General features: G+C 65.8%; 12 protein-coding genes and 1 tRNA gene. 4 read left to right on the forward strand and 9 right to left on the reverse strand.

The features are described 5' to 3' along the window. Window positions 1–2: 2 nt before the first annotated feature. The 4 genes from QMG61_RS05530 to QMG61_RS05545 form a co-directional block, all read right to left on the reverse strand. On the reverse strand, window positions 3–1,166 hold the full coding sequence (locus tag QMG61_RS05530) for a globin domain-containing protein (RefSeq protein ID WP_283493336.1): 1,164 nt from the start codon (window positions 1,164–1,166) through the stop codon (window positions 3–5). Window positions 1,167–1,264: 98 nt separating this feature from the next. After that, window positions 1,265–1,720, reverse strand: a complete 456-nt coding sequence (locus tag QMG61_RS05535) for an RrF2 family transcriptional regulator (protein WP_283493337.1) — start codon at window positions 1,718–1,720, stop codon at window positions 1,265–1,267. A 36-nt stretch (window positions 1,721–1,756) separates the two neighbouring features. Then, window positions 1,757–2,290 carry a septum formation family protein gene (locus QMG61_RS05540; RefSeq protein ID WP_283493338.1) on the reverse strand — a complete coding sequence of 178 codons (534 nt, stop codon included), beginning with the start codon at window positions 2,288–2,290 and terminating at the stop codon, window positions 1,757–1,759. After that, window positions 2,290–3,120, reverse strand: a complete 831-nt coding sequence (locus QMG61_RS05545) for an inositol monophosphatase family protein (protein ID WP_283493339.1) — start codon at window positions 3,118–3,120, stop codon at window positions 2,290–2,292. Before QMG61_RS05545 ends, QMG61_RS05540 begins: the two co-directional genes overlap by 1 nt. A gap of 116 nt (window positions 3,121–3,236) precedes the next feature. Between QMG61_RS05545 and QMG61_RS05550 the strand changes: the two genes are divergently transcribed. Continuing rightward, window positions 3,237–3,309, forward strand: a tRNA-Lys gene (locus QMG61_RS05550). Window positions 3,310–3,459: 150 nt separating this feature from the next. Here QMG61_RS05550 and QMG61_RS05555 read toward each other — a convergent pair. The 4 genes from QMG61_RS05555 to QMG61_RS05570 all read right to left on the reverse strand — a co-directional run bounded on the left by QMG61_RS05555 (window position 3,460) and on the right by QMG61_RS05570 (window position 6,693). Continuing rightward, the gene (locus QMG61_RS05555; protein ID WP_283493340.1) at window positions 3,460–4,056 is read right to left on the reverse strand and encodes a hypothetical protein; all 597 of its coding nucleotides are present in this window, start codon (window positions 4,054–4,056) and stop codon (window positions 3,460–3,462) included. Between the two features lie 215 nt (window positions 4,057–4,271). After that, on the reverse strand, window positions 4,272–5,414 hold the full coding sequence (locus QMG61_RS05560; RefSeq protein WP_283493341.1) for a glycerate kinase: 1,143 nt from the start codon (window positions 5,412–5,414) through the stop codon (window positions 4,272–4,274). A gap of 128 nt (window positions 5,415–5,542) precedes the next feature. Continuing rightward, window positions 5,543–6,352, reverse strand: coding sequence for a hypothetical protein (locus tag QMG61_RS05565; RefSeq protein ID WP_283493342.1), 810 nt, complete (start codon window positions 6,350–6,352; stop codon window positions 5,543–5,545). Further along, window positions 6,352–6,693, reverse strand: coding sequence for an S-adenosylmethionine decarboxylase (locus QMG61_RS05570; protein ID WP_283493343.1), 342 nt, complete (start codon window positions 6,691–6,693; stop codon window positions 6,352–6,354). The genes QMG61_RS05565 and QMG61_RS05570 overlap by 1 nt, the downstream gene beginning before the upstream one ends. 344 nt (window positions 6,694–7,037) lie before the next feature. On the opposite strand from QMG61_RS05570, the gene QMG61_RS05575 reads away from it, so the two are divergent. The 3 genes from QMG61_RS05575 to QMG61_RS05585 all read left to right on the forward strand — a co-directional run bounded on the left by QMG61_RS05575 (window position 7,038) and on the right by QMG61_RS05585 (window position 10,368). Further along, window positions 7,038–8,378, forward strand: coding sequence for a quaternary amine ABC transporter ATP-binding protein (locus tag QMG61_RS05575; protein ID WP_502847012.1), 1,341 nt, complete (start codon window positions 7,038–7,040; stop codon window positions 8,376–8,378). After that, window positions 8,375–9,364, forward strand: a complete 990-nt coding sequence (locus QMG61_RS05580) for an ABC transporter permease (RefSeq protein WP_283493345.1) — start codon at window positions 8,375–8,377, stop codon at window positions 9,362–9,364. The genes QMG61_RS05575 and QMG61_RS05580 overlap by 4 nt, the downstream gene beginning before the upstream one ends. Window positions 9,365–9,474: 110 nt before the next feature. Continuing rightward, window positions 9,475–10,368 (forward strand): glycine betaine ABC transporter substrate-binding protein, encoded by an 894-nt coding sequence (locus tag QMG61_RS05585; RefSeq protein ID WP_283493346.1) that lies wholly within the window; start codon window positions 9,475–9,477, stop codon window positions 10,366–10,368. 80 nt (window positions 10,369–10,448) lie between these two features. On the opposite strand, the gene QMG61_RS05590 is transcribed toward QMG61_RS05585, so the two are convergent. Next, complete coding sequence (locus tag QMG61_RS05590) at window positions 10,449–10,892, reverse strand: flavodoxin family protein (protein ID WP_283493347.1); 444 nt, start codon at window positions 10,890–10,892, stop codon at window positions 10,449–10,451. Window positions 10,893–11,109: the final 217 nt, after the last annotated feature.

The raw sequence follows: 11,109 nt of genomic DNA on the forward strand, positions 1-11,109 counted from the left end.
GCTCAGACGCTCGCGAGCCAGAGGTCAGGGCCGAAGATCTCGTAGTGGATGCGTTCGGCTGGGATGCCGGACTCCAGAGCCTGCGCGCGGAGGCTGCGCATGAATGGCAGAGGGCCGCACAGGTAGACCGAGGCGTTCTCGGGGATCACGACGTTTTCCAGCGACATGAAGCCGTTGTGGGCGCCATCGCTCGGGGTTTCGAGCCAGAGTTCCAGCTCGGCCGTCTCGAGGAGGGCAACGTCTTCGCGCATCTGCTCGCGCAGTGCCCAGCTCTCGAGTGTGCTTTCGGCGTGCAGCACCAGCACCTCCCGCTTGGAGGCGCCGTCGACGAGCGACCGCAGGATCGACGCGCTCGGGGTGCAGCCGATGCCTGCCGAGGCCAGCACCAGCGGGGAGTCGCCCTCCGCCAGGGTGATATCGCCGCAGGGATTGGACAGGATCAGGGTGTCGCCGATCTGCACGTCGCGGTGCAGCGCGGGGGAGACCTCGCCGTCGGCGTCGAGCTTCGTGGTGAAAACGCGAGTGGTGGCGGTGCCCGCGGAGAGCGAGTACTGGCGCACCTGCCGGATGCCGTCCGGCATCCGCACCGTGACGCTGACGTACTGTCCGGGCAGGCTTGGTGTGACCGGGGTGTCGTCGGCGGGCTCGAGGGTGAAGGTGATTGCATCCGTTCCGGCGGCTTCCTTGCCGGTCACGACCCAGGGGGCGAGGGGCCGGTCGCTGGCGGCGCCGGCGTAGAGTCCCTTCTCCATCTTGATCAGGGCGTGAGCCATCAGCCAGTAGACCTCGGTCCAGGCGCCGGCGATCTCGGCCGTAATCACATCGCTGAGCTCGTCGGCGATCGCCTCGAAGAGGTATTTGTAGACGACGTCGTACTGTTCCGGGCGGATGTCGAGGGAGACGTGCTTGTGGGCGATGCGGGAGAGCATGGCCTCCGGGGTGGTCTCCGGATTCGTCACCAGGTAGGTCGCGAAGACGGCGATGCTGCCGGCCAGCGCCTGCTGCTGGGTTCCGCTCTTCTGGTTGGATCGGCTGAAGAGGCCGTCGAAGAGTTCGGGGTGGGCGGTGAGCATGCGGCCGTAGAAGTTCTGGGCGATCTGGGGCATGCGTTCACCGACGAGCGGGAGCGTGGCTTCGATCAGGGGAAGTGACTGGGGTGACAGCATGCCGGCTCCTTGGGGGTTGGGGGATGCTTATCAAACTAGCATTGGAAATACCAATTTACGGAATTACGGCACAAACCGGTCGCGCGAAGTGTCCGACGCTACGGAGCGTTCCCGAGCAGGCCGCTCAGCGTCAGGGGGACCGGTCCAGAGCGGCGGCGTGGGGCGAGGCTCGAGATCGTGGTGCCGTCCAGCTCGGCGTAGAAGGCCTCCCTGGCCCGCCGCAGGGCGGCACGGAGGCCGCACCCGCCGCTCAACGGACAGTCGCCGTGAGGAGTTTCGCAGTCGGCCAGGTCGGCGCGGGTGTCGAGTCGACGCATCAGCCAGCCGACCGTGGTCTCTCGGCCGGCCGCGCTGATGCGCACGCCGCCGAATCGGCCCCGAACCACCTCGACGACTTCCAACTCCCGCAGCCGGATGATCGCCTTGCTGACGTGCGTGTAGGGGGTGTCGACGCCGTCGGCGATGACCCGCGACGTGAGTAGGGCGCCCTCAGGAGCCGCGGCGAGGAGCATTGCCACCCGCAGGCAGACGTCCGTGAAGGCATTGATCCTCATTCCTCCAGAGTACGGTCACCGGGGCCGGTCGGGTTCTCAGCGGGTGGCGCCCGCCAGGGAGCCGGTCGTGGACCCGGCGGGATCGAAGATCAGACAGGCCACGTCGTGCCCGCCGGCGTCGGCCCACGTGGCGGCCGCCGGGATGCGATAGGCGAAGTCGAGTGTCGAAGCGCGGTAGGCGATCGCCGCGAAGGCATCGAACCGGGTGGCGCAACCAGATTCGGCGGCGGCGGTGACCGCGTTGTCGCCCGGGTAGTCGTCGCCGGGGACGGTGAAGACCTGGTAGACCTCGTAGCTGTGCGGGGCGGCGCAGGGGGAGAGCGGGATCGTGGCGTCGGACGTCGTGTCGAGGTCGTTGAGACAATCGCCGACCGCGAGGCTCGGCGTGGTGACCGCAGCGGTCGGCCCGCTCGCGGCGGGTTCGCTCGGCGGTGGCGCAGGCAGCAGATCGGCGACCGCGCCACAGCCGGCGAGGGAGACGGAGAGGGTCACCGCAGCGACGATCCTGGCGCCGCGAAGGAGCGCGACAGCGGGTGCTGTCGACGAGCGGCGCTTCTTCCCGGCCGGCACTAGTCGTCGTTACCGACGGGGCCGGCCAGACCGATGGTGCGAAGGGTCACCTCGTGCAGGAGTCCGTTGGTGGCCAAGGCGCTGCCGTGCCACGGGCCGGCCTGGCCATCGACCGAGGTGAACCGGCCGCCGGCCTCCTGCACGATTGGCACAATGGCGGCCATGTCGTACGGTTTGAGGTCGAATTCACTCGCGATGTCGAGGAGCCCCTCCGCCAGCAGCATGTATGACCACATATCGCCGTATGCACGGGTGCGCCAGACCTGCCGGGAGAGCTTCACGAGGGCGTCCAGGTGCCCGGCCTGGTCCCATTGCTGGATGCTGTTGTAGCTCAGGGAGGCGTGGTCAAGCGTGCTCACACCGGAGACCCGCAACCGGCTGGGTACCGCGCCGGGGCTGCGCTCGTCGGTCATCCAGGCTCCACCCCCCGTGCGCGCCCACCAGCGTTTGCCCAGCGCCGGTGCGCTCACCAAGCCGACGACGGGTACCCCGTCAACGGCCAGGGCGATGAGGGTGCCCCAGATCGGGATTCCGCGGAGGAACCCGGCCGTGCCGTCGATGGGATCGATGATCCACTGCCTGGCGGTGGTGCCCTCGGTGCCATATTCCTCACCGAGGATGCCGTCGGCCGGGCGGTGCTCGGCCAGGGTGGCGCGGATGGCGCGCTCGACGGCCTGGTCGGCATCCGTCACGGGGGTGCGATCGGGCTTCTCGGTGACGACGAGGTCGAGGGCGGTGAACCGCTCCCGGGAGATTGCGTCGGCCACGTCTGCGAGGAGAGTCGCGAGGGCAAGGTCGTCGTCGAGAGTGGGTGTTCGGGGTTCGGTCACACGGTCAAGAATAGTAATTCCGGGGGCGACTCACCGGTTCGCGCCTCGATTCGCATCGAAGCCCTTCGGGATGTTAGTCTCTAGAGTCGGTTCGGGTCAGCCCGGGTCGGAAATACGCACCTCTAGCTCAATTGGCAGAGCAACTGACTCTTAATCAGTGGGTTCCCGGTTCAAGTCCGGGGGGGTGCACAACGTGGGAAAAAAGCCCCTGACCTGTGGAAACACCTGGCCAGGGGCTTTCTTCATCTCACAGCGATGGTCGTGACAGCGATGGTCGTCACAGATGGTCGTCACAGCGATGGTCGTGCATGCCGCCGGCCGCTGTGTGCGCTGCCCGGCTCAGTTCACGGCGCCGCAGTCGGTCGGCAGAGTGGCCTGGTAGCCGTTGTTCGCTACACCGTGCTGGACGACCACGAAGTCGGTGATTTCCGCAGCCTGAGCCGGGGTAACCGTGAAGGTCCGCTTGTAGTGCAGGATGCCATTGGCCTTCGCAACCGGCATCCGGTCGAGCGCCAATGCGCTACTCGGTGACGAGTCACCGCTGGTGGTCAGCGAGATCTCCACACCGCCGTAGAACGGGACCCCCTCGGCGAGCGAGATCATGCCATCACCGTTGGTGTCGGCCGAAGGCGGAGGGCAGGTGTGGGCGGCAGCGGGCGAGTAGTGCAGGTGCTGTGCGTGCGCCAGGCCGGGGGTCAGGCCTCGGGCATTGATGATCACCGTGAGCTGGTCCCCTCGCAGGGCGAGGTTGGCGAACCCGGAGGCGCCTGAGTCATTCAGCGTGTCCAGGGCGACGTGATAGGTCTGGGTCGGAGTCGCCTGATGGGCCGGAGCCGCCTGGGCGGGACCGGCGAACGCAGCTGTCAGGGCGAGAGCGGCGGCACTGCCGATAGCGAGGGCAAGGCGGCGCCGGCGGGGTGAGGTGAAACTATCCACGATGAGGACTTCCTTTCAAGCGCGATCACGGTTGGGGGAATCGAGCGCCTTGCCGGAAGTGTCGAGCGACCGCGAACTCGGCTCCGAGTCAGGTATTCCGAATAGTACCCAGCTTGCCGCGCGAGTGGTCGCTGACTTGGTAATACTCGGCGGGCTGTCAGACTTGTCGGGTAGACCCTGTTGGACCGTCGCGGCCGCGTTCGGAGGCTGGCGGGCTACGATCCCGGCGGACGGGCCGTGAGTAGGCGCGTAATGGTCTCCGCGGCACGTTCAAGGTTCATGCTGCCGGCACGCAGCGCGGTCGGCAGATCCGTCACCCGCCGAAGGATCGGCACCACTGCGACCACGGCGTCACCGATGAGCTCGTAGGCGTCATCACTGATCCGTCCGCCGAAGAGGATGGTCGGCACACCCTCAGCCCTGGCCGCCTGGGCGACACCCCACGGCGTCTTGCCGAACGCGGTCTGCTTGTCGATGCCTCCCTCGCCGGTGAACACCCAGTCGGCTCCGGCGATCCGCGCTTGGAGCCCGACCGCGTCCCTGACCAGTTCGACACCGCTTTCCATGGTCGCGTTTGTGGCGGCGGCGAAGGCCGCTCCGAGGCCACCGGCGGCACCGGAACCGGGAATGTCGCGAACCTGACGCGCGAACGCCGATTCCACGACCTCGGCCCAACGGGCCACGGCCGCGTCCAGCGCGAGGACATCTCTGGGGGTGGCGCCCTTCTGCGGTCCGTACACCGCCGAGGCGCCGTTGTGACCCAGTAGTGGATTGGATACGTCGTTGGCGATCCGAAACGTCACGGATTGCAGCCGGTCATCCAACGCTCCAAGGTCCACCGAGACGAGGGAGTTCAGACCCCTGGCTCCATCGGCTATCGGCAGGCCACCGCGATCGAGGAACCGGGCACCCAGCGCGGTCAGCATGCCGGTGCCGGCGTCGTTCGTCGCTGATCCACCCAAGCCGATGATGAACTCCGTCGCCCCGCGGTCCAGCGCCGTCCTGATCAGCTCGCCGACGCCGCGCGAGGTGGCCGCCCAGGGATCCCGTTCCGGCGGATCGATCTGGGCCAGCCCGGCGGTCTCGGCGACCTCGATGACCGCCAGGCGACTGCGCGGTACGAACCCGAACCGTCCTGTGATCGGCCGGTTCAGCGCGTCATGGCAGTCGGCTTCGACGAACTCCCCGTGAAGCGCCGCGACGAGGGCTTCCGTGGTTCCTTCGCCACCGTCGGCCATGGGCACGAGCTCACACTCGATGGACGGGTCGACCCGCCGGATTCCCCTGGCCAGCGCAGCGGCGGCCTCGACCGCGGTCATGGACTCCTTGAACGAGTCGGGCGCACAAACAATCCTCATGAGGGGATGCGGTTCATTTCGGCGGAGCTGGAAGGCATTGCGACCTCTTGTCGAAGTGAGTGCGACGTCTCGCAACCGTTGGCGAGGACGTATGCCGGGAGGTAGCTTGCTTCGGACGCTACACGAGTTCAGCGAATCAGGCTGAGTGCGTCGTCTTCGCTGCCCCTGGCGAGGCGGGCGAGGGGCTTGCGGGCGAGGAACCCGCGCACCGTCCACCGGTGCCGCCTCGTTCTCGGTTGGAAGTCGGGGATGTGGCAGTACACGGCCTGGCTCTTCACCGAACCGAGGTAAGGTCCGGGCGCCGAATCCGCCAGCGGCACGAACGGGATGCCGAGATACTCGACGAGTTTCCGGAGTGGAACGTCGTCGATGATCGAAACGAGGTGGTCGATGCCGTGCTGGATGGCGGAGAGATACATCGCCCGATAGAGCTGCACGCTTACGGCACCCTCGCCACTGCGGTGCTCCGGCAGGACGGCGACGGTGCCGGCGTCCCAGACGGAAGCGGGATCGCCGATGCCGTGCTGCGTCGCGACATCCTCCAAGCTGATGTTGAACGGCGCGGACCGGGCATCGTTGAGGGTCTTGAGGCCCTGGGCGGAGTTGCCGATGACGCGGAGAGCGCCGCTGGGCAATTCCGTGGACCGGTCGATAGAGACGAAAAAGACGCTGGCGGCCTCATAGGGGCCGTATTCTGCAGTCATCTCGGCGGCATCGTTTCCGAAGCAGTCCTCGAAGACGACGCGTTCGATGTGTCGGGCGATATCGGAGAACCTGCTCCCACCCGGCAATTCGATTCCGACGTAGCGGTACCGGTCCGGCCAGGCGCCGGCGAGGGAGGCGAGGAGCTCGGCGGTCAACGCTGCCACTTCGTCCGTGGTGAGGTCATAGCTGGCGACGAACTCGGTGGTCTCCGGCAGGAGACCCCGATCGGGCATCAGAATTCCTTGTGGACGACGTCGTCGCTGCCGAAGAAGTCTTTCGTGTAGGTGACCGCGGTGGCCGGGTCGAACGCCTTGCAGGTGTAGATGTCGACGCTGTAGAAGAGAATCGGTTGTTCCCACGCATAGAAATGCGCGCCGGAGGTTTCCCAGTGCGTCCAGCCGGCCCAGCCGAACGCTTCACTGCGGTGGGTGACCGGCTCGATCAGGGCCGTCATCTCCAGAACGGGGGCCAGCCCGGTCAGGTAACTGCGGATCTGCTCCGCGGTGATCGCGTTTTTGGGGTAGGCCTCGATGACCAGTCGTTGACGATAAATCGACGGTGCGAGATCAAGCATGTAGAGAGCCCCCAAAGAACCTTTTCCGGCAGCGAGACGTGGAGTCCGTATCTGCCGGTCAACCTGAGATTATCATCTGAATCCTGTCGTCCTTTCCGCCGACGGGACGGGACACGGGTTGCCGGCTGATCGGGCACCGGAAAGAACCGCCGTCAAGCCCTAAAAGCGGGGTGTGTTATAGTTGACTCTGGTCTAACGACCCTTCATCAGGACGCGAATACGGAGCCGGCAACTGTGCTGGCCGTGTGCGTATGGTGAGGCTCTGACGGAGGCGGCCCCATGGTCGCCCCAGCCCACGCCGGAATGGCGTCTGGGCCGGTCACGGCCTACCCGTTCGACAGAACATGCACCCTTCCGACAGTCGTGAAACGGCTGCGCCCGCGTGCATCGGAGAATCCGTGACCGATACCATTGCCGTTAAGGCTGACCGACTTTACAAAGTTTTCGGGCGTCGCCCGCACGACGTTGTCAAGAGACTGACCGCTGGAGCATCGCGGGACGACGTGTCCTCCCACGGAACCGCAGCCGTCATTGACGCCTCATTCGAGGTGAAAAAGGGCGAGATCTTCGTCGTCATGGGCCTGTCCGGCTCGGGCAAGTCAACGCTCATCCGGATGCTCAACGGGCTGTGGGAGACCACCTCCGGAACGGTGGCCATCGGCGACACCGACATCACGAGCATTTCCGCCAAGGAACTGCGCGACGTGCGCCGCAAGAGCATCTCCATGGTGTTCCAGCACTTCGCCCTGTTGCCGCACCGAACGGTGATCGACAACGTGGCCTACGGTCTGGAGATCCAGGGCATGCCCCGTGACGAACGCCTCGCGAAGGCCCAGACGATCATCGATCTGGTCGGTCTGGCCGGCTGGGCCGACAGCCTCCCCTCCGAGCTTTCCGGCGGTATGCAGCAGAGAGTCGGCCTCGGTCGTGCGCTCGCCGCCGACACCGACGTGCTCTTGATGGATGAGGCCTTCTCGGCCCTTGACCCGCTGATCCGCCGGGAAATGCAGGAACAGCTCATCGAGCTGCAGGCAGAGCTCGGCAAAACCATCATCTTCATCACCCACGACCTGAACGAGGCCATGTTCCTCGGTGACCGGATCGCGGTCATGCGCGACGGACGCATCGTCCAGATCGGCACGCCGGAAGAAATCCTCACCGACCCGGCCAACGACTACGTTGCCCAGTTCGTTCAGGATGTTGACCGCGCCCGGGTGCTCACTGCCGCCAGTGTGATGGAGCCGGTACGCGCCGTCGTCACGACGACCGGTGGACCGCGTGCTGCCCTCCGGATAATGCGTGACTTCCAGACCTCCGCCGCCTACGTGCTCAGCCGTGACGGAAGCTTCGTCGGAATCGTGCGAGACCGCGCGGTGCTCAAGCTCGTCAAGGCGGGAGAGACCGACCTTCGCAAGATCATTCTTGACGACGTGGTCTCGGTCAGCCCGGACACCCCTCTGGTGGACCTGGTCGAACCTTCGGTGGAAAGCGACCTCGCCATCGCCGTCGTTGACGCCAAGAAGCGCCTCCTTGGCGTGATTCCGCGGGTGACTCTGCTGGCCGCCCTCGGCAACGTCAGCACCGGCACGGGCGAGCTGCCCGTGATCGAACCGCCATCGACCATCTCGATAAGCGTGATCACCGAAACCCTGCGCGACACCGCTACGGAAGGAAAGGACCTGTGAACGACTTCCGCATTCCCCTCGGCACCTGGGTGGACGGCTTCATCGGCTGGATCACCGACAACTTTGCCTTCTTCTTCGACTTCATCCGCGCCGCGTTCAACGGTGCCTTCGAGGCCGTCGACTTTCTGCTCGTGTCGCCGCCGTTCTGGGTGATCATCGTCCTCGCGGCTGCGCTGGCCTATGCGACCCGCGGCATGAAGTTCGCCATCGGCACCATTCTCGGGCTCACCCTGATCCTGGGCGTCAACCAGTGGGAAAACGCGATGGACACGCTCGCCCTGGTGCTGGTGGCCAGCATCCTGGCAATCATCTTCAGCGTTCCGCTGGGTATCCTCGCGGCGAAATCGACGGTGGCATCCAGCATCATCCGGCCCATCCTTGACTTCATGCAGACCATGCCGGCATTCGTCTACCTGATCCCGGCGCTCATCCTGTTCCGAGTCGGCGTCGTTCCCGGAATCGTCGCCACCATCATCTTCGCGATGGCACCCGGTGTTCGCCTGACCGAGCTGGGCATTCGCGGCGTCGACCGCGAGGTCGTCGAAGCCGGCCAGGCATTCGGGGCATCTCCGTTCCGGATCCTGCGCCAGATTCAGCTGCCCCTCGCCATGCCCACCATCATGGCCGGTATCAACCAGGTCATCATGCTGTCCCTCTCGATGGTTGTCATCGCGGGTATGGTCGGCGCCGGAGGCCTCGGCGCGCAGGTCGTCGCCAGCCTGAACCGTATCGACGTCGCCCTCGGCTTCGAAGCCGGCCTGGCCGTGGTGATCCTCGCGATCTTCCTCGACCGCCTGACAGCAGCACTCGGCAACGGCGACACGCCACTGGGCCGTTTCCTCGCCGCACGCAAACGCCGCCGGCACATCGCGTCGGCGTCGGCGTCGGCTTCGGCTTCCGCTTCCGCTTCCGCGACAGTGACAGCGACAGCGACGGCCCCGACGGCTGATGCCCCGCAGCTCGCCGGTGCGACGACCCGAGCCTGACCACAACTTCACGGATGCCTCGGCAGCCGTGGCCACATGTGCGGTCTCCGCATGCACCAGGAAGTATCCCCCCGGTCGCCTGCAGCAGGGCGACAAGAAAGGAAAATCACATGAACAAGCGTTCACGTACCCTCATCGCGATGGGAGCCGCAGGGCTCCTCGCGTTGACCGGCTGTTCCGCGGCCGCCGACTCGACAGTCGGAGACGGAAACAAGGACAAGAAGGACATCACCATCGCAGTCTTCAACGGCTGGGATGAGGGCATCGCTGCCTCCGAGCTGTGGAAAGCCATTCTCGACGAGAAGGGCTACAACGCAGAGCTGAAGTACGCCGACGTCGCACCCGTGTTCTCGGGTCTCTCCACCGGCGACTACGACTTCACCCTCGATGTCTGGGCGCCCAACACCCACGCCTCGTACATCAAGGAATACAAGGACGGCATCACCGACCTGGGTGCCTGGAACGACGAGGCCAAGCTCACCATCGCGGTGAACGAGGACGCGCCGATCGACTCCCTGGCCGACCTCGCCGCGAACGCCGACAAGTTCAACAACCGCATCGTCGGCATCGAGCCAGGCGCCGGCCTGACCGCGGCCGTGACCGATCAGGTCATCCCGGGCTACGGTCTGGACAAGATGGAGTTCCTGACCTCCTCGACTGCGGCCATGCTCACCGAGCTGACCGCCGCAACGAAGGCCGGCGAGAACATCGTCGTCACCCTGTGGCAGCCGCACTGGGTCTACAGCGCCCTGGGCATCAAGAACCTCGAAGACCCCAAGGGAACCCTCGGCGATGCCGAGAGCCTGCACTCCTACGGCAAGTCCGACTTCAGTACCGACTTCCCGCAGGCCGCGAAGTGGCTCGGCGGTTACAAGATGGACCTCGACCAGCTCGGTTCGCTCGAGAAGGCCATGTTCGTCGACTATGACGGCCAGGAGTACGGCCCGATCGTCAAGAAGTGGATCAGCGAGAACAAGGACTACGTCGACTCGCTCACCAGCTAGTCACGACAGCCCAGGCTGATCGGAAGGCCCTCGTCGATTCTCGACGGGGGCCTTCCGCATGCCCGCTCTCGGTTTCCGGGTCAGCGCCGCAGGGTCGGCACAATCGACCCGGCCCATTCCGCTGCCTTGTCGAGTTCGCCCGCAGCCAGTGGCCCCTCACGCCCATCGACGATGAAGCCGTGGGGCTTGGCGACGATGTGGGCGCCTGCCTTCTCCAGGGCGTGGGAGATCCTGCCGGCGGCGTCACCGTGAATGAACAGCCGCACTCGGGTGTCGAATGCCGCAGCCCTCACTCCGTGCAACATGCCGACCCCCAGCTGGGCCAGGAAGGCCTGCATCCGTGGTGACGGCCGCCAGCCGATGATGGGGCAGCCGACGACGAGGAGCTCGACGCCGATGAGACGGTCGGGGGTGAGGCCGACGACGGAGACAACGGCGGTTCCCTCTCCGAGCTCGGCGGCGATCTGCTCGGCCACGATCCTCGTGTTGCCATAATTTGAGTCATAGACGACGAGCGTGCTCATGGTGGACCTCCAGCGGTCGGGTTCGGGTAGGTGCTGGTGTGATCAGTGTGGCCCCGGGTCAGGGCTGCGACAAGGGGCGTCGGCTGTGACTTAGGGGACTCGACCCCCCGGTGATTGAGCCTGTCGAAATCACGCCGACCCTGCCCCGCCCGCCCGGTGATTGAGCCCGTCGAAATCACCCCGACCCTGCCCGCCCGCCCGGTGATTGAGCCTGTCG

This window comes from Cryobacterium sp. PH31-AA6 (genome assembly GCF_030063195.1).
Classification (GTDB): domain Bacteria; phylum Actinomycetota; class Actinomycetes; order Actinomycetales; family Microbacteriaceae; genus Cryobacterium.

What these genes read in the sequence shown, in the direction of transcription:
- QMG61_RS05530 (WP_283493336.1), bottom strand. Translation starts at nt 1,166, where the DNA reads ATGCTGTCACCCCAGTCACTTCCCCTGATCGAAGCCACGCTCCCGCTC.
- QMG61_RS05535 (WP_283493337.1), bottom strand. Translation starts at nt 1,720, where the DNA reads ATGAGGATCAATGCCTTCACGGACGTCTGCCTGCGGGTGGCAATGCTC.
- QMG61_RS05560 (WP_283493341.1), bottom strand. Translation starts at nt 5,414, where the DNA reads ATGAGGATTGTTTGTGCGCCCGACTCGTTCAAGGAGTCCATGACCGCG.
- QMG61_RS05565 (WP_283493342.1), bottom strand. Translation starts at nt 6,352, where the DNA reads ATGCCCGATCGGGGTCTCCTGCCGGAGACCACCGAGTTCGTCGCCAGC.
- QMG61_RS05570 (WP_283493343.1), bottom strand. Translation starts at nt 6,693, where the DNA reads ATGCTTGATCTCGCACCGTCGATTTATCGTCAACGACTGGTCATCGAG.
- QMG61_RS05575 (WP_502847012.1), top strand. Translation starts at nt 7,038, where the DNA reads ATGCACCCTTCCGACAGTCGTGAAACGGCTGCGCCCGCGTGCATCGGA.
- QMG61_RS05585 (WP_283493346.1), top strand. Translation starts at nt 9,475, where the DNA reads ATGAACAAGCGTTCACGTACCCTCATCGCGATGGGAGCCGCAGGGCTC.
- QMG61_RS05590 (WP_283493347.1), bottom strand. Translation starts at nt 10,892, where the DNA reads ATGAGCACGCTCGTCGTCTATGACTCAAATTATGGCAACACGAGGATC.